14 protein-coding genes are annotated in these 17938 nt (G+C 71.6%); 3 read left to right on the top strand and 11 right to left on the bottom strand.

Annotation, left to right across the window (positions count from 1 at the left end):
• Nucleotides 1-41: 41 nt before the first annotated feature.
• Nucleotides 42-893, bottom strand: coding sequence for a hypothetical protein (locus QWU11_RS36890; RefSeq protein ID WP_290119161.1), 852 nt, complete (start codon nucleotides 891-893; stop codon nucleotides 42-44).
• An 86-nt stretch (nucleotides 894-979) separates the two neighbouring features.
• The gene (locus QWU11_RS36885; RefSeq protein WP_290119160.1) at nucleotides 980-2248 is read right to left on the bottom strand and encodes a phenylacetate--CoA ligase; all 1269 of its coding nucleotides are present in this window, start codon (nucleotides 2246-2248) and stop codon (nucleotides 980-982) included.
• 83 nt (nucleotides 2249-2331) lie between these two features.
• Between QWU11_RS36885 and QWU11_RS36880 the strand changes: the two genes are divergently transcribed.
• The 3 genes from QWU11_RS36880 (at nucleotide 2332) to QWU11_RS36870 (ending at nucleotide 7042) form a co-directional block, all read left to right on the top strand.
• Nucleotides 2332-3396 (top strand): M48 family metallopeptidase, encoded by a 1065-nt coding sequence (locus QWU11_RS36880; RefSeq protein WP_290119159.1) that lies wholly within the window; start codon nucleotides 2332-2334, stop codon nucleotides 3394-3396.
• Between the two features lie 122 nt (nucleotides 3397-3518).
• The gene (locus QWU11_RS36875) at nucleotides 3519-4673 is read left to right on the top strand and encodes an ROK family transcriptional regulator (protein WP_290119158.1); all 1155 of its coding nucleotides are present in this window, start codon (nucleotides 3519-3521) and stop codon (nucleotides 4671-4673) included.
• Between the two features lie 122 nt (nucleotides 4674-4795).
• On the top strand, nucleotides 4796-7042 hold the full coding sequence (locus tag QWU11_RS36870; RefSeq protein WP_290119157.1) for a glycoside hydrolase family 3 N-terminal domain-containing protein: 2247 nt from the start codon (nucleotides 4796-4798) through the stop codon (nucleotides 7040-7042).
• Between the two features lie 125 nt (nucleotides 7043-7167).
• Here the strand turns inward: QWU11_RS36870 and QWU11_RS36865 are convergent, their stop codons facing one another.
• From QWU11_RS36865 to QWU11_RS36825, 9 genes are all read right to left on the bottom strand, one after another.
• Nucleotides 7168-9348: an MMPL family transporter gene (locus QWU11_RS36865; RefSeq protein ID WP_290119156.1), complete on the bottom strand. Its 2181-nt coding sequence runs from the start codon at nucleotides 9346-9348 to the stop codon at nucleotides 7168-7170.
• Nucleotides 9349-9459: 111 nt separating this feature from the next.
• Nucleotides 9460-9717 carry a hypothetical protein gene (locus QWU11_RS36860; RefSeq protein ID WP_290119155.1) on the bottom strand — a complete coding sequence of 86 codons (258 nt, stop codon included), beginning with the start codon at nucleotides 9715-9717 and terminating at the stop codon, nucleotides 9460-9462.
• Complete coding sequence (locus QWU11_RS36855; protein ID WP_290119154.1) at nucleotides 9717-10037, bottom strand: helix-turn-helix domain-containing protein; 321 nt, start codon at nucleotides 10035-10037, stop codon at nucleotides 9717-9719. The genes QWU11_RS36860 and QWU11_RS36855 overlap by 1 nt, the downstream gene beginning before the upstream one ends.
• Before the next feature lie 99 nt (nucleotides 10038-10136).
• Entirely contained in the window at nucleotides 10137-11390 is a 1254-nt protein-coding gene (locus tag QWU11_RS36850; protein ID WP_290119153.1) for a glutamate-5-semialdehyde dehydrogenase, read from the bottom strand.
• Between the two features lie 12 nt (nucleotides 11391-11402).
• The gene (proB, locus tag QWU11_RS36845; RefSeq protein WP_290119152.1) at nucleotides 11403-12545 is read right to left on the bottom strand and encodes a glutamate 5-kinase; all 1143 of its coding nucleotides are present in this window, start codon (nucleotides 12543-12545) and stop codon (nucleotides 11403-11405) included.
• 364 nt (nucleotides 12546-12909) lie between these two features.
• Nucleotides 12910-14379 (bottom strand): GTPase ObgE, encoded by a 1470-nt coding sequence (obgE, locus tag QWU11_RS36840; protein ID WP_290119151.1) that lies wholly within the window; start codon nucleotides 14377-14379, stop codon nucleotides 12910-12912.
• A 92-nt stretch (nucleotides 14380-14471) separates the two neighbouring features.
• Nucleotides 14472-14729, bottom strand: coding sequence for a 50S ribosomal protein L27 (rpmA, locus tag QWU11_RS36835; protein WP_290119150.1), 258 nt, complete (start codon nucleotides 14727-14729; stop codon nucleotides 14472-14474).
• Nucleotides 14730-14738: 9 nt separating this feature from the next.
• Nucleotides 14739-15053: a 50S ribosomal protein L21 gene (gene rplU / locus QWU11_RS36830; RefSeq protein WP_290119149.1), complete on the bottom strand. Its 315-nt coding sequence runs from the start codon at nucleotides 15051-15053 to the stop codon at nucleotides 14739-14741.
• A gap of 224 nt (nucleotides 15054-15277) precedes the next feature.
• Nucleotides 15278-17839 carry an Rne/Rng family ribonuclease gene (locus tag QWU11_RS36825; protein WP_290119148.1) on the bottom strand — a complete coding sequence of 854 codons (2562 nt, stop codon included), beginning with the start codon at nucleotides 17837-17839 and terminating at the stop codon, nucleotides 15278-15280.
• Between the last annotated feature and the right edge of the window lie 99 nt (nucleotides 17840-17938).

Here is a 17938-nt window from a genome sequence, read left to right as displayed (position 1 = left end):
CCGACGGTCCCGTGGCTCGCCCCTCCGTACGGCACGTGCCCTCAGCGCTCGGCCGCGTTCCGCAGGTCGAGCGTGGTGCCCGCCAGCGACGCGGGACTGCCGCCCTGCGGCGTGAGCACGGCGCCCACCGTCGAGGAGTCCGCCCACGCGCAGGCGACGGCGGTGCCGCCCCCGAGCGGTCCCGTACCGCAGCGGAGCACGCCGCCGAGGGGCCCGGGCGGATAGTCCTTGGCGTCGCCGAGGCCCATGCCGAGGAAGGTCGAGTCGACCTCCTCCGACGGCGTACGCGACTTCAGCTCGTTGGCGATCGCCGGGCTGTCGTTCCCCGACATGCCCACGAAGATCAGCGGGCGGGCGGAGTCGCCGTTCTTCGCGTAGATGGCGATCTTGGCCTTGGCGTACGCCTCGGCATAGGCGCCCTGCGAGTCGCCCATCGACTTGCGCATGGTCGAGGCGAGGCGGTCGGCGACGCTCCCCGTGAGCTGCTGGTAGTCGCCGACGGTCTTCGGCACGACGATCGAGTGGGGCAGGCCCGCGTCGACCGTGGACGGCGAGGTGCTCGGCGCCGCGGTGGCCGACGAGGTCGCCGCGGCCGGCTTCTTGTCGTCTCCGGACGCGACCAGCGCGACCAGCGCGACGGCGCCGCCCACGACGAGCACGGCGCCGACGGCCAGCCCGACGATCAGGCCCGTACGGCCCTTCTTCGGCGGTTCCATGACCGGCCCGTACTGCGTCCCGCCGTACTGCGAGGTGCCGAAACCTCCGCCGTACGGCCCGGGGGGGCCGTAGCTCGGCGCGCCGTAAGGGTCCTGCCCGCCGTACGGCGGCTGTCCCTGGCCCGGCCACTGGCCGCCCGCCGGTGGCGGGTACCCGCCGTCCTGTCCACCGTTCACGTGCCCGCCTCAGGCTCCCCGACTACAGCATCTGAAGGAGAGTATCCGCCCGAATCACGAGAAATTGGGAGTTCGTCCCCGGAAATTCACAGTCCCGGCAGCGGCGGCGGGCCGGACTCCCAGGTGACGACGCGTACGGCCTTGCCGATCTCAACACGGGGTACGGTCCCGGCCGGCAGGACCCGTACGTCGCACGACAGGCCGAGCTCGGCGGAGAGCGCCTGGCCGAGGGTCTCGTCCGCCTCCTCGCACGCCACGATGAGGCGCGGCATCGTGGCCCGGCGGTCGACGATCACCTGGTAGTGCGGCGCGGCGTGCCGCAGGAGGACCGCCTCGATCTCGCGCGGATAGACGTTCACCCCGCGGATGACGAGCATGTCGTCGCGGCGGCCGAGCACCTTGCTCATCCGTACGAGCGTGCGGCCGCAGGCGCAGGGGGCGTGCGAGAGCGAGGCGACGTCCCCGGTGCGGTACCTCAGCAGCGGCATCGCCTCACGCGGCGTGCTGAACACCAGCTCTCCCGGTGTGCCATCCGGCACCGGCACGCCCTCGGGATCGACCGTCTCGACGAGGAAGTGGTCCTCGTTGACGTGGAGGCCGCTGCGCTGGAGGCACTCGGTCGCCACTCCGGGCCCGATGATCTCCGAGAGGCCGTAGATGTCGAGCGCGGCCAGGCCGAGGAGGTCCTCGATCGTGGTGCGGAGCTCCTCCGACCACGGCTCGGACCCGAACAGCCCGGCCTTGAGATGGAGTGAGATCCCGGCGTCGCGCGCCGCCTCCCCGAGCCGTACGGCGTAGGAGGGCGTGCAGGTCAGGATGTCGGGCCGCAGGTCGGCGATCAGCCGGATCTGACGCTCGGTCATGCCGCCGGACATCGGCACGACGGTGGCGCCGAGCGCGATCGCGCCCTGGTGGATGCCGAGGCCGCCGGTGAACAGGCCGTAGCCGTACGCGTTGTGCACCACGCTGCCGGGCCCGGCGCCGGCGCAGACCAGCGACCGCGCGCACATCGCCGCCCACAGGTCCAGGTCGCCGCGTGTGTACGCGACGAGCGTGGGCCGGCCGCGCGACCCGCTGGAGCCGTGCACCGCGACGACGTCGCGCATCGGCACCGCGAGCATCCCGTGAGGGTAGGAGTCCCACAGGTCCTGCTTCGTGGTGAAGGGCAGTTTGGCCAGGTCGCCGAGCTCGATGTCCGCGCCGCCGGTGACGCCGGCCTCGCGCAGGCGTTCGCCCTGCGCCCCGCTCGCCGCGACCAGCCGGTCGACCAGCCCGCGGAGCCGGGCCTGCTGCACCGTGGCCCGTTCGTCCCGCGACATCGTCTCCTCGGGCCCGGGCCCGTACGCCTCCGCCATAGACGGGAGTAGACCCCCGGGCCACCCGACGGCGCAAGGGGAACCCTGGTGGGCCTGAGCTCGTCGGAAATAGCATGCCGGACATGACGAGCAACACTCCTGACCGATCACGCACCCGCTTTCCGGGCATCAGCTCCCGGGCCTACGAACATCCCGCGGACCGGTCGGCGCTCGTCGCGCTCCGGTCGCTGTCGGGCTTCGACACCGTCCTCAAGCGCCTGGCGGGGCTCTTCAGCGAGCGCGCGATCCGGCTGATGTTCCTCGGCGGGAGCGTACGGGCGGGCGAGACGCAGTTCCGCAACATCAACGACATGGTGCGGGACAGCGCCTACATCCTCGACCTGCCCGAGGTTCCGGAGCTGTACGTCGTGCAGGACCCGGTGCCCAACGCCATGGCGATCGGCACCGACCACCCGTTCATCGTCCTCAACACCGGCCTGGTGGACCTCCTCGACGACGAGGAGCTGCGGTTCGTCGTCGCGCACGAGGTCGGGCACATCCTGTCCGGGCACGCGGTCTACCGCACGATGGCGCTCATCCTCACGAGCCTGGGCGCGCGGCTGGCGTGGCTGCCGTTCGGCAACATCGCCATCTCCGCGATCCTCATGGGCCTCAACGAGTGGCAGCGCAAGTCCGAGCTGTCGGCCGACCGGGCGGGGCTGCTCGCCGGGCAGGACGTCGACGCCGCCAAGCGCGCCCTCATGAAGATCGCCGGTGGCGGCAAGCTCACCGAGATGGACGCCGAGGCGTTCCGCGACCAGGCACGCGAGTACGACGCGGCCGGCGACGTACGCGACGGGCTGCTGAAGTTCCTCAACCTGCTGACCCGCTCGCACCCCTACGCCGTGGTGCGGTTCGTCGAGCTGGAGCACTGGGCGGCCGACGGCGGCTACCGGCGCATCCTGTCCGGCGACTACGAGCGCCGCTCCGACGACTCCACCGCCTCGGTCTCCGAGGAGATCAAGAACGCCGCGAAGGCCTACCGCGAGTCGTGGGACCGCAGCTCCGACCCGTTCATCGGCGTCGTGAAGGGTGCCGCCGAGGGCGCGGTCAACATGGGCGAGAAGATCTTCTCCCGCTTCGGCGGCCGCGGCGGCGGCGGTGACGACCAGGACCAGAACCGCGACCAGAACGACAACCGGTCCTGACACCCGCGTCTCGAGGACGCCTGCCCGATGCCGGGCAGGCCGTTCGGCTCGGCCCTGCGGAGGACGCTCGCCCGTAACCTATGGTTCACTTGTTGAACGCGGCGAGCGTTCAGGAGAATTCGATGGCGACGCCAGGTTCACAGACCTCGCTCCGCGAGGCCAACCAGCGGCGCGTCATCCAGGCCGTACGCGACTCCGGCGCGCCGACCCAGGCCGACATCGCCCGCAGCACCGGCCTGTCCCGCGCGACCGTGTCCAACATCGTGCGCGAGCTGACCGCCGACGGCCTGCTCCTCGTCACGCCGACCACGGCGGGCGGGCGCCGGGCCCGCGCGGTCTCCCTGGCCCCCGGCGCCGGGCTCGCCGTCGGCGTCGACTTCGGCCACTCTCACCTGCGCGTCGCGGTCGGCGACCTGACCCGTGAGGTCCTGGGCGAGCAGTCGATCCCGCTCGACGTCGGCGCGTCGGCCGCCGACGGCCTGACCGAGGCCGAGCGCCTGATGGACGAGCTGCTGGCCGCGATGGGCGCGACCAGGGAGGAGGTCGTCGGCATCGGGCTGGGCGTCCCCGGCCCGGTGGACAAGGTCACCGGCACTCTCGGGTCGAGCACGATCCTGCCCGGCTGGGCCGGGATCCACGCCGCCGACGAGGCCACGCGCCGGCTCGGCCGGGCGGTGCACGTCGACAACGACGCCAACCTCGGCGCGCTCGCCGAGGTGACGTGGGGCGCGGCGCGCGGCCACCCCGACTCGGCGTACATCAAGATCAGTTCCGGGGTGGGCGCCGGGATCGTCATCGGCGGGCGTGTCTACCACGGGCCCGGCGGCACGGCCGGTGAGATCGGGCACCTGACGCTCAATGAGAGCGGGCCGATGTGCCGCTGCGGGAACCGCGGCTGCCTGGAGACGTTCGCGGGCGGCCGCTACCTCGCCGACCTGCTGCGACCCGCCCACGGCGAGGGGCTGACGACCGCGCGCATCGTCGAGCTGGCCCTCGCCGGTGACGCGCCGTGCCGCCGCGCGGTCAGCGACGCCGGGCGTTACGTCGGCGCCGGCGTGGCGAGCCTGTGCAACCTGCTCAACCCGACGCGGGTGGTGGTCGGCGGCGACCTCGGGCGCGCGGGCGACCTGCTGCTGGAGCCGATGGCCGAGGCCGTCGGGCGCTCGGCGATCGCCAGCGCGGCCACCCGGCTATCGATCGTCCCGGGCGTCCTGGGCGACCGCGCGGAGGTCCTCGGCGCGCTGGCCCTCGTCTTGCAGGCGTGGGAAGTTGTTTAGTTCTTGAACGCTACTGGCGCGATGCGGCCAAACTTAGTTCACGCCTTGATTTGATCTTCAGCTGGGTCTTTGATCACAGAGCCTCTCTTCACTCCTTGATCCCCCGCCTGGAGACACGCGTCATGAGACTGAGGTCCAGAGCGACCCATATCGGGCTCGCCGTAACTCTCACGTTGTCCGGGCTGGCACTGAGCGCGACCGGCGCCAGCGCGCAGTCCGGCTACCAAGATCCGCACGCCTCCATCCCCGCCCGGGTCAGCGACCTTCTCAAGCGCATGACGCTGGAGGAGAAGGTCGGCCAGATGACCCAGCCCGCGGTCGTCACCATGCAGGGTGATGAGTGCCAGTGGAGCGGCGGCGCCCTCAACGAGACGTGCCTGAAGCACACCTTCGTCGACCTGAAGGCCGGCTCGGTGCTGTCCGGCGGCGGTGAGACCCCGCCGCAGAACACGCCCAAGGACTGGGCCGACATGGTCAACGCGGTGCAGAAGTACGCGCTCGACCACTCGCGGCTGCACATCCCGATCGTGTACGGCGTCGACGCCGTACACGGGCACAACAACGTGCTCGGCGCCACGAAGTTCCCGCACCAGGTCGGCATCGGCGCGACCTGGGACTCGCAGCTGTCCGAGGCCATGGGCGAGTCCACCTCCCGTGCGGTGAAGGCCACCGGGCCGCAGTGGGACTTCGCGCCGGTCGAGGACATCTCGCGCGACACCCGCTGGGGCCGCTACTACGAGACCTACTCCGAGGACCCCTACCTCGCGGGCTCCCTCGGCGCCGCCAACGTCCAGGGCCTGCAGAAGACCGGGCAGGTCGCCGCCACGGTCAAGCACTTCATCGGCTACTCCGCGCCGTTCGCGGGCCATGACCGCACCGAGTCACACCTCGACCCGCGCTACATCCAGGACACGTTCCTGCCGTCGTACAAGGCGGCGGTCGACGCGGGCGCCCTCACGCTCATGGCCAACTCCGGCTCGGTCAACGGCATCCCGGCGCACGCCTCGCACTACCTGCTCACCGATGTGCTGCGCAGGCAGTGGGGCTTCAAGGGCGTCGTGGTCAGCGACTGGAACGACGTGCAGAGCCTGCAGACGGCGTACCACCTGAGCGACACGTACGCGGGCGCGGCGGCCATCGCGGTGAACGCGGGCGTGGACATGGCGATGCTGCCGCCGGGCAGCGTCGACGACTACGTGAGCGGGCTCATCGCCGACGTCAAGAGCGGCAAGGTCTCCAAGTCGCGCATCGACGAGGCCGTCTCGCGCATCCTGACGCTGAAGTTCAAGCTCGGCCTGTTCGAGCACCCGTACGTGGACGCCTCCCAGGCGAACGGCATCGCGCTCGGCGCCGACAAGGACCTCGCCGTACGCGCGGCCACCGAGTCGCAGACGCTGCTGAAGAACGACGGCAACGCGCTGCCCCTGTCGACCGGCCTCGGCAAGGTCGTCGTGACCGGCCCCAACGCCGACTCGATCCCGAACCAGGACGGCGGCTGGACCATCGGCTGGCAGGGCATCCCGGACGGTGTCAACGACCCGGGCGTCACGATCTACCAGGGCATCAAGAACCTCATCGGCGACCACGCCAAGCTGGTCGCGGACTCCGGTGACGCGGTCGGCCAGACCAAGAGCGCGGACGCGGCCATCGTCGTGGTCGGTGAGAAGCCCGGTGCCGAGGGCACCAGCGACAACGAGACACCCGAGCTCGCCGCCGACCAGCAGAAGCTGGTCGATGACCTGCAGGCCACCGGAAAGCCGGTGATCGTGGTGGTCGTGGCCGGCCGGCCGCTCGCCCTCGGGAGCGCCGCCGACGCCAAGCAGCTGCTGATGTCCTGGCTGCCGGGAAGCGAGGGCGGTACGGCCGTGGCGAACGTGCTGTTCGGCAAGGCCAACCCGAGCGGCCGGCTGCCGGTGTCGTGGCCGAAGGTCGCGGGCGACGAGCCGATGTTCTACCAGCAGCTCCCGGGTACCAACTCCGGGCCCAGCTCCTCCTACGACCCGCTGTTCGCCTTCGGCACGGGTCTGTCGTACACCTCCTACGCGGTGAACGGCGTCACGGCCTCGGGCGGCAGCACCGTGAAGGTGTCGGTGAAGGTCGCCAACACCGGCTCGCGCGACGGCGACATGGTCGTGCCGGTCTTCGCCCAGCAGCCGGTCAGCCGCATCATCGCCCCGCCGAACCGGCTCGTGGCCTACACCCGCGTGTCGCTCAGGGCGGGTCAGTCCACGACCGTCTCGCTGTCGTTCCCGATCTCACGCCTCGCCGTGACCCAGGGCGACATCAACGGTTCGTCCACCCGGTCGGTCATCCCCGGCCTCTACAAGATCGTGGCCGGCGACAAGTCCGCGGACCTGACGGTGCACTGACCACGGTGCACTGACCACGGTGCACTGACCACGGTGCACTGATCGCCGGCTCGGCCAACCGGCCCTCCGCCGGGAGAGGCGGCCGCCCCGACGGGTGCGTATCCCACCCGTCGGGGCGGCCCGCGTCAGACCCGGCGCGGGTTCCACGCCCGGTCTCCCAGGAGGGTGAGGGCGGCGGGCAGGAGCACTCCTCGTACGAGGGTGGCGTCGATCAGGATGGCCACCGAGAGCCCGACGCCCATCATCTTGTACTCGATGGCGGACAGGACGACGAAGACGCTGAACGCCGCCGTCATGATCGCGGCCGCGCTGGTGACGACCCCCGCGCTGGCGCCGATGCCGCCGACGATCGCCTCGCGGGCCCCGGCCCCGCCGGTACGGCGCTCGCGGATCCGGCTGAGGATGAAGATGTGGTAGTCCATGCTCAGGCCGAACAGGATCACGAACATGAACACCGGCAGCCAGTCGACGACGCCCCCGTACGGGGTGAAGCCGAGCAGCCCGCCGCCGTGGCCGTCCTGGAAGACCCAGGTGACCACGCCGCACGCGGCGCCGATCGACAGCAGGTTGAGAGCGATCGAGGCCAGTGACACCGCGACGGAGCGGAACGCCAGCGCGAGCAGGACGAACGCCAGGACCAGCACGAAACCGAAGACCAGCGGCGTACGGCCGGACAGCTGCCGGGTGAAGTCGTACGCCAGCGCCGTCCGGCCCGCGACCGCGTAGCCGACCCCGTCCACGTGCCCGAAGGCCGCCGGCAGCGTCCGATCTCGCAGGGTCCGCAGCGAGCGGTTCGCGGCCTCGCCGTTGCCGAAGTCGGCCAGCGGCACCCGCAGGAGCAGCGTACGGCCGACCCTCGTCTCCGTGATCGGCCCTCCCCGGCGGCTCAGCCCGTCGACCGCCTGTCGTACGCCGGGCGCGTCCAAGGCTCCCGCCCGCTTCTCCCAGATCACCACGCGGGCCGGGGACGGCGTTCCCGGGAAGGCCTCCTGCATCCGGATGGCGGCGTCCACGACGGGTACGCTCCGCGGCAGGCTGTCCGTCGCCGCCGCGTCCTGCAGCCGTATCCCGAACACCGGCAGCGCCAGGACGACCAGTGCGAGCACGGCCGCCCCGCCCCAGAGGAGCGGCCGTCGTACGACCGCCCGCGCGACCGCCGTCCAGGCGCGTGACTCCGACGCCTTCGTACGCCGGCGGCCCAGCCACGGGATCCGGCCCCGGTCCACCCAGCGGCCCAGCAGGCTGAGCAGCGCGGGCAGTACGGTCACCGACCCGACCACCGCCAGGCCGACCACGAGCACCGCGCCGATCGTCAGCCCGCGCAGCTGGGCCAGCCCGCTGAACAGCAGCCCGGTCATGCAGAGCGCCACGGTCAGGCCCGAGATGATCACCACACGCCCGGAGGTGCGCGCCGTGGTCCGCAGCGCCTCCGGGACGGTGCGCCCGGCGGCGCGTTCCTCACGCTCCCGTCGCAGGTAGAACAGCGAGTAGTCGATCCCGACCGCGACGCCGATCAGGAGCACCATGGAGTGGGTCGCGCTGTTGATCGGGATCCAGTGGTCGATCACCTGCAGGAGACCGAACGCGCCGATGACGGTGCTGAGCGCCAGCAGCAGCGGGATGCCCACCGCGACCAGCGAGCCGAACACGAACAGCAGGATCACGACGGTGAGCGGCAGCGAGATGTACTCCGCCCGCTTGAAGTCGCCCTTGATCCCCTGGTCGACCGCCGAGGTCAGGCTCTTGTCCCCGGCCTGCACCACCCGTGCCCCGGGATGGCGGGCCGCCACCTCCGCCACGGCCCTCACCACGGTGTCGTACTGCGCGCCCGCCCGGTCGTAGGAGCCCGCGAGCTGGAAGGTGACCAGACCGGACCGCCCGTCTATCGACACCAGCGCCTCGCCGCCCGGCCCGAGCGGCGAGCGGAGGTTCGTCACCGTGCCGGGTGTCCGCCTGAGCTCGGTCTCCAGGTCCCGCGCCGCCTGCCGCAGGCCGGCGTCGCCGGCGAAGGGCGCGCCCGTACGGGACTGGATCAGCACGTTCTCCAGGACGGGCACGTACGCGTGCTGCGCGTCCAGGATCCGCTCGGCCCGCCCCGACTCGCCCGTGTCGACACCGCCGGCCCCGGGGCCCGGGATCAGTGCGGCCGCCAGCACGGCCGTGACCACCAGGGCGAACCAGCCCGCGATGGCCAGGGCGCGGTGCCGGACCGACCAGCCCACCACGCGTTCGACCAGCGGAGCCACGGCGGGCTGTCCGGCGACGTCCGGTGAGGGTGGCGCGGCCGACTTGCCATTACGCAGCATGAACTGCTGTCCTTTTCCTCGAAGGGGCAAACGAGAGAACTCGCCCTCGGGCGAGGTGTTGCTTCTTCCGCACCTGGGCCGCCGAGTTGCCGCTCGGCGGCCCAGGGTCTGTTACTCGACCTCTTTGAGGATCCGTTCCAGCGCGACCACCCGGACCCGCATGTCCTCCAGGAGGAGAGTGATCTCCCGTAGCTGGAGTTCGGTGTGCTCCTGGATGGCCGCCGAGGTCTCGGCGAGCTTCTGGTATCTCCCCTCGCGGGGCGCCAGCACCTTGGCCCGCCACGTGGCGGCGACCTGCCAGATGAGCACGGTGATGGCCGTGAAGATCCCGACGGCTCCGATGGATTCCGCCAGTGCGTGTCCGTTCATCAGGGTGATTCCTCCTCTCCGCCTGTGCGGAGGGTGAGTACGGCGGCCGCGATGGCCTCCGGAGTGAGATGGATGGAGAAGGGGGTCACCTCGTAGAACTTCATGGCCTTCCCGTCGTCGGACAGCTCCAGCTGGGCCGACACGAGGCCGGCCGCCTGCAGCTTGCGGAGGTGGACCTGGAGCAGCGCGCGGCTGATGCCGAGGTCGCGCGCCAGCCGGCTCACGTAGTTGCGCTCGCGCGTCAGCGCCGCGACGACGCGCATGCGGTGCGGGTTGGCGAGCGTCGCCAGCACCTGCACGAGCTCATCCCCGGTCGACACAGCACCTCCCAACGATGACTTGCATCTGCAAGAAAAAGTTAGCAGGTATGAGCCGCGTTCGACCAGCGGATCATCGGGGGAATCCGCGGCGGGCCAGGCTCAGGCGCCCTTCAGATGGCCCTCTCCGGTGACGACGTACTTGGTGGACGTCAGCTCGGGCAGGCCCATCGGGCCGCGTGCGTGCAGCTTCTGGGTCGAGATGCCGATCTCCGCGCCGAAGCCGAACTCCTCGCCGTCGGTGAAGCGCGTCGAGGCGTTGACCATCACGGCGGCGGAGTCGACCAGGGCCACGAACCGGCGGGCCGCCGCCTGGGACGTCGTCACGATCGCCTCGGTGTGCGCGGAGCCGTACTTGCGGATGTGCGCGACGGCGTCCTCCAGCGACCCGACCACGGCCGCGGCCAGGTCGAGGGAGAGGTACTCGTCGCGCCAGTCGTCCTCGGTGGCCGCCACGACGTCGTCGCCGTACGCGCGTACGGCCTCGTCTCCGTGGACGGTCACGCCCTTGCCGCGCAGCGCCTCCAGGGCGCGCGGCAGGAAGGCCCCGGCGATGTCGCGGTGCACGAGCACGGTCTCGGCCGCGTTGCACACCGAGGGCCGCTGGACCTTGGCGTTCACCAGGATGTCCACGGCCATGTCGAGGTCGGTCTCCGCGTCGACGTAGACGTGGCAGTTGCCGACGCCCGTCTCGATGACCGGCACCGTCGACTCCTCGACCACCGAGTTGATCAGCGCGGCGCCGCCGCGCGGGATCAGCACGTCGACCAGGCCGCGGGCGCGCATCAGGTGCTTGACCGAGTCGCGGTCGCGGCCCGGGACGAGCTGGATGGCGTCGGCGGGAATCTCGGTGAGCGCGGATCGCATCACCTCGACGAGCGCGGTGTTGGAGTCGTACGCCGAGGACGAGCCGCGCAGCAGCACGGCGTTCCCGCTCTTCAGCGTGAGCGCGGCGGCGTCGACGGTGACGTTCGGGCGGCCCTCGTAGATGATGCCGACGACGCCCAGCGGGACGCGTACCTGCCGCAGGTCCAGGCCGTTCGGCAGCGTGTAGCCGCGGACCGACTCCCCCACCGGGTCGGGCAGCGAGGCCACGTGGCGTACGGCGGCGGCGATGGCCTCGATCCGCTCGGTGGACAGGCTCAGCCGGTCGATCATGTACTCCGACGTGCCGGCCTCGCGGGCCCGCGACACGTCACCGGCGTTCGCCTTGACGATCTCGGCCGACCGGGCGAGGAGGGCGTCCGCGATCGCGTGCAGCGCGGCGTCCTTGGTGCCGCGCGGCAGCGGGGCGAGGTCGGCCGCGGCCTGCTTGGCGCGGCGCGCCACGTCGAGAACCTGCTCCTGAGTGCCCACTTGTCGCTCCTTCTAGGACGCCGCCGTACGGGACGGTGTCTCCTCGACCGCCAGGACGACCAGGTCGTCCCGGTGGATGATCTCGCGTTCGTACTCGGGCCCGAGCTCGCGCGCCAGCCAGCGCGTCGAGCGGCCCATCAGCTCGGGGATCTCCCCGGCGTCGTAGTTGACCAGCCCGCGCGCGACCAGGCCGCCCTGCTCGTCGCACATGTCGACCGGGTCGCCGGCGCTGAAGTCGCCCTCGACGCCGGTGATGCCGGCGGGCAGCAGCGACTTGCGGCGGCGGACGACCGCCTCGACCGCGCCGGGGTCGAGGCGCAGCCGGCCCTGGCCGGTCGTGGCGTGCGCCAGCCACTGGCGCCGGGCCGACGGCCGCGCCCCGGCCGGGTGGAAGTAGGTGCCGACGTCCTCGCCGGCCAGCGCCGCGCCGACCGAGGCGGCGTCGGTCAGCACGACCGGCACTCCGGCGATCCGGGCCGCCTCGACCTTGGTCACCATGCCGCCCGTACCGACCCGTCCGGAGCCGCCGAGGCGCACGCCGTCGAGGTCGGCCGGCGCACGTACGTGGTCGATCCGGCGGGCGCCGGGCAGCTTCGGGTCGCCGGTGTAGAGCGCGTCGACGTCGGAGAGCAGGATCAGCGCGTCCGCGCGTACGAGGTGGGCGACCAACGCGGCGAGCCGGTCGTTGTCGCCGAAGCGGATCTCGTCGGTGGCGACGGTGTCGTTCTCGTTGACGATCGGCACGACGCCGAACGCCAGCAGCTGCTCCAGCGTGCGCTGCGCGTTGCGGTGGTGCGAGCGCCGCATCATGTCGTCGGCGGTCAGCAGCACCTGGCCCACGCCGAGGCCGTAGCGGGCGAACGAGGAGGTGTAGCGCGCGACCAGCAGCCCCTGCCCCACGCTCGCGGCGGCCTGCTGGATGGCCAGGTCACGGGGGCGCGCGGGCAGCGCGAGCGGCCCCATCCCGGCGGCGATCGCGCCCGAGGACACGAAGACCACCTCGCGGTCGCGCGCCCCGCCGGGCGTGCGCCACTTGGCCAGCGCGTCGACGAGCGCGTCGATGCGGGCGGCGTCGATGGCACCGCCCGGCGTGGTGAGCGAGGAGGACCCCGCCTTGACCACGACGCGCCGCGCGCCGGTGATCGCGGTACGCATCAGCGCCACCGCTCAGGACGGGCCCGACGGATCACGTCCGCGACGGGCCGCAAGGCCGGAACCGCTCCGGCGCCGGCCACACGGGCACTCGTCGGATACGCCCAAGAACCCGTCCCGGCATCACCGCCCGCGGCGCGCGGCGTCCCGGCGTGGCGCGAAACGGACGACGCAACCGTCCCGGTGCCGGCCGGGCGAAGAGCCGTCAGACACATCCGAGGGCCCGTAGTGCGCGGCGTCCGGGTGGTGGCCTGCCGGGCGGACGCGCTGGGCGGCCCGGTTCGGCCGTGGGCCGGGGACGACGCGGCGAGACGCCGCCCGGGCCTCACGCCGTAGGACGGCCGGACGTCGAGACGGGCCCAGGGCGTCATCGGCTGTCGAGCCTCCGATCAGTGCCCCGGCGGCCCATCCCGGACTCGCCCCCGGCGAGTACCTCCGGCTCCCAGTCGAACACGATCGACTCCTCCTCCGAGCCGATGAGCACGGTCGCGCCGGGCTCGGCGCCCGCCTCGCCCAGGCTCTTCTCGATACCGAGCCGGGCCAGCCGGTCGGCGAGGTAGCCGACCGCCTCGTCGTTGGTGAAGTCGGTCTGCCGCAGCCAGCGCTGTGGCTTCTCCCCGGTGATCAGGAAGCTGCCGTCGCCCAGCATGCGTACCTCGAACTCCGGGCCGCCGACCGGTTCCGGGCGGATCACCAGCCGCGTCGGCTCCTCCACGGGAAGCCCCGCGCGGTACCCGGCGACCATCTCGGCCATCGCGAAGCCCAGCCCGCGCAGGCCCTCGTGCGTGGCGGCCGAGACCTCGAACACCCGCAGCCCGCGCTCCTCGAACTCGGGCCGGACCAGTTCGGCCAGCTCGCGGCCCTCCGGCACGTCGACCTTGTTGAGCACGATGACGCGGGGCCGGTCGGCCAGCGGCCGGTCGCCGAGCGCGCTGTAGGCCTCCAACTCGGCCTCGATGACCTCGAAGTCGGACAGGGGGTCGCGGCCCGGCTCCAGCGTCGCGCAGTCGAGCACGTGCACGAGCGTGGACGCGCGCTCGATGTGGCGCAGGAACTCCAGGCCGAGGCCCTTGCCCTGGCTGGCGCCCTCGATGAGGCCGGGAACGTCGGCGACCGTGAAGACGGACTCGCCGGCGCTGACCACGCCGAGGTTGGGCACGAGCGTCGTGAAGGGATAGTCGGCGATCTTCGGCTTGGCCGCGGACATGGCCGCGATCAGCGACGACTTGCCGGCGCTGGGGAAACCGACGAGCGCGACGTCGGCGACGGTCTTCAGCTCCAGGACCACGTCGAGCTCGTCGCCGGGCTCGCCGAGCAGCGCGAAACCGGGCGCCTTGCGCTTGGCCGAGGCCAGCGCCGCGTTGCCGAGACCGCCGTGGCCGCCCTGCGCGATGACGTAACGGGTGCCGCTGCCGGTCAGGTCGGCGAGGATCTCACCGTCGAGCGTCTTGATCACCGTGCCGTTCGGCACGGACAGCAGGAGGTCGCCGCCGTTGGCGCCGTTCTTGTGCGAGCCCTGGCCCTGCTTGCCGCCGGTCGCCTTGCGGTAGGGCCGCTTGTGGTAGTCGAGCAGGCTGGCGGCGTTCGGGTCGACCTCGAGCGTGACGTCGCCGCCCCGCCCGCCGTTGCCGCCGTCGGGGCCGCCGAGGGGCTTGAACTTCTCCCGGTGCACGGACGCGCAGCCGTTCCCGCCGTTGCCGGCCTGCACGTGCAGGACGACCCGGTCGATGAACTGCGCGCCCTTGCCACCGGCGTTTCCGGCGCGACGGTCGGCCGCTCCACCCTCGCCGTGGCTGTCGCGTTCCTCCGTCTGTGGCGGAACGGCACGATCCGGCATGCTCCCCTCCTCCTTCATGTCCGAACGACGACGAGGGCGGACCGAATGAACGGTCCGCCCTCGTCCTCAGGTCCAACGTCGCTTCGGCGGACCTACTCCGCCGGAGGGACGATGCTCACGGCGCGACGGCCGCGGTAACGTCCGAACTCGACCGCGCCCGCGACGAGCGCGAACAGCGTGTCGTCGCCGCCTCGGCCGACACCCGGGCCGGGGTGAAAGTGCGTGCCGCGCTGGCGGACGATGATCTCGCCGGCGTTGACGACCTGGCCGCCGAACCGCTTCACTCCGAGCCGCTGGGCGTTGGAGTCGCGGCCGTTACGGCTGGACGATGCGCCCTTCTTGTGTGCCATCTCTGCGACCTACTTTCCGGCCTTGATACCGAGCACCTTGACCTGGGTGTACGGCTGACGGTGACCCATGCGCCGCTTGTACCCGGTCTTGTTCCGGTAGTGCATGATGTTGATCTTCGGACCCTTGGTGGCACCCAGGATCTCGGCGGTGACCTCGTACTTGGCCACCTCGGCGGGCGCGCTGACGACGCTGTCGCCGTCGACGACGAGGATCGTCGGCAGCACCACCGTCGAGCCGATCTCACCGGCCAACTTGTCGACGGTGAGCACGTCGTCGACGGCCACCTTCTCCTGCCTGCCGCCGCAACGGACGATCGCGTACACCGCGGAACCTTTCCTTTGCGTGCCTCGGGCACGACTAACCGAACTGAAGCTCATTTCGGAAGCTGCTGCCTGCACCCCACCGGGCGTACTAACAACCGAGGGGCCTCAGGCGCGCTAACAACGACGCAAGAGCGCCGGGGAGTTCCAGGATACCGGATCCTGCGGCCCGAGGTCGAACCGGCGCCTTATCGGGCCGCGATCACGCGTGATCGCGGCCCGGAAGATCAGTCGGCCGCGGCCTCGGTCTTGGCCCGCGGGGACCGGCGCGAACGCCGGCGGCGCCCGTTGGCCGACGGCTCGCCGTCCGCCACGTCGCCGTGGTCCACGGAGACGGTCTCCTGCGGCGCGGGCTCGGCGTCGGCCGTCTCGCCGCTCCGGTCACCGTCGGCCTCGGCGGCCTCCGGCTCGTCGGCCTTGGCGGACTTGTTCGCCTGGGCGAGCTTGTCCTCGACGGCACGCTCGACGTCGCCCTTGCGCTTTCTGCGCCGGCTCGGGCCGCTGGACTTGTCGGCCTTGGGCTCGACCGGCGAGAGCGTCACGTGGATGCCCCGGCCGTTGCAGCACTCACACGGCTCGGAGAAGGACTCCAGCAGGCCGCCGCCGACGCGCTTGCGCGTCATCTGCACGAGGCCGAGCGAGGTCACCTCGGCGACCTGGTGCTTGGTGCGGTCACGCGACAGGCATTCGAGCATCCGGCGGAGCACGAGGTCGCGGTTGCTCTCCAGGACCATGTCGATGAAGTCGATGACGATGATGCCGCCGATGTCACGCAGCCGGAGCTGGTGCACGATCTCCTCGGCGGCCTCGAGGTTGTTGCGGGTGACGGTCTCCTCGAGGTTTCCGCCCTGCCCGGTGAACTTGCCGGTGTTGACGTCGACGACCGTCATGGCCTCGGTGCGGTCGATGACCAGCGAACCGCCGCTGGGCAGCCACACCTTGCGGTCCATGGCCTTGGCGATCTGCTCGTCCACGCGGTAGCCGGCGAAGACGTCGTCATTGTCGGTCCACAGCTCCAGCCGGTCGGCCAGGTGCGGCGCGACGTAGCCGACGTACTCCTTGACCATGTCCCAGGCGTCCTCGCCCTGGACGACGAGCTTGCTGAAGTCTTCGTTGAAGATGTCGCGTACGACCCGGATGGTGAGGTCCGGCTCGCCGTACAGCATCGCGGGGGCGTTCGCGGTCTTGGACTGGCGCTTGATGTTCTCCCACTGCGCGGACAGGCGGGAGACGTCGCGGGCCAGCTCCTCCTCTGCCGCGCCCTCGGCGGCGGTACGGACGATCACACCGGCGTTCTCCGGCATGACCTTCTTGAGGATCTGCTTGAGGCGCGTGCGCTCCTTGTCGGGCAGCTTGCGGCTGATGCCGGTCATCGAGCCGTCCGGGACGTACACGAGGTAGCGTCCGGGCAGCGAGATCTGGCTGGTCAGCCGGGCACCCTTGTGCCCGAGCGGGTCCTTGGTGACCTGCACCAGGACCGACTGGCCGGACTTCAGCGCCGACTCGATGCGGCGCGGCTGGCCCTCCAGCCCGGCCAGGTCCCAGTTGACCTCGCCGGCGTAGAGGACGGCGTTGCGGCCCTTTCCGACGTCGACGAACGCCGCCTCCATGGACGGCAGGACGTTCTGCACCTTGCCGAGGTAGACGTTGCCGACGTAGGACTGGTGGCTGGAGCGGTCGACGTAGTGCTCGACCAGCACGTTGTCCTCGAGGATGCCGATCTGGGTGCGCTCGCCCTCCGAGCGGATCACCATCACACGCTCGACGGACTCGCGCCGGGCCAGGAACTCGGACTCGGTGACGATCGGCGGCCGGCGGCGGCCCTGCTCACGGCCCTCGCGGCGGCGCTGCTTCTTGGCCTCCAGCCGCGTGGATCCCTTGACCGACTGGACCTCGTCCTCGACGGCGCGCGGCTCACGGACGTGCACGACGGTGTTGGGCGGGTCGTCGCCGGCGTGGTCGTCACCGTCTCCCCCGCCCGTACGGCGACGGCGGCGGCGGCGGCGACGCGTCGAGGCGCTCTCCTCGCGGTCGTCGTCACCGGAGTCGTCGTCGGACTGCTGGTCGGCCTCGTCGAGGTCGTCGCCGTCCTGACCGTCCTGACCGTCCTGACCGTCCTGCCCGTCGCGGACCTTGCCACGGCCACGACCGCCGCGGCGGCGGCGACGGCGGCCGCTCTTGTCGGTACCGTCGTCGTCATCGCCCTGGTCGTCGGGCTCTTCGGCCTTGGCCGCGGGCTCCTGCTTGACCTGCTTGACCTTGGGTTTTGTGTCGGTCTTCGGCTTGGCCTCGACCTTCGGCTTCTGCGGGGCGTCGGCCTTCGGCTTGGAACGCGGCGCGGCCTCCTCGGCCGGCAGCGCGGGCGGCTGGAAGACGACCATCGGCGGCTGGAAGGCCGCGTCCGGGACCTCGGACGCGCCCTTGGCGGCGGGCGGGGCCGCGACCTCGGCGGTCTCGGTCTTCGCCTCCGCCTTCACGTCGGCCTTCGCCTCGGCGCCCTTGCGCGTCGTGGTGGTACGGCGGGTCCGCGTCGTCTTGGCGGGCTTGGCCTCGCCCTCGCCGTCGCTCTCCTGGGCCGTCTCCGCGGCCGGGACGGCCGGGGCGGCCGGGGCGGCGGCCGCGGGTACGGTGACCGGGCGCGGCGGAGTCGTGTCCTCTACGGGTTCCGGCGGCGGCCCGGCCGGGCGACTCGCCCGTCGCCTGCGGCTCGCCTGGGCGGTCTCACCAGTAGTTCCATTACCAGTGTCTTCGGTGCCGCCGTCAGCGTCACCGATCTCGTTGTCAAGCATGCGGGCGTTCTCCCGTCAGCTCCCGGGCGCGACCGGTGAAGGTGCGCCGCGCAGGAGCGATCCGTTTCTCGTTGTCGCCGGCTCGGCCCTTCGGGTCGT

It is taken from the genome of Actinomadura sp. DC4 (genome assembly GCF_030406325.1).
Taxonomy (GTDB): domain Bacteria; phylum Actinomycetota; class Actinomycetes; order Streptosporangiales; family Streptosporangiaceae; genus Actinoallomurus.
The sequence above is the reverse complement of the archived record's forward strand: the minus strand, read 5'-3'. Positions and strand labels throughout refer to the sequence as shown.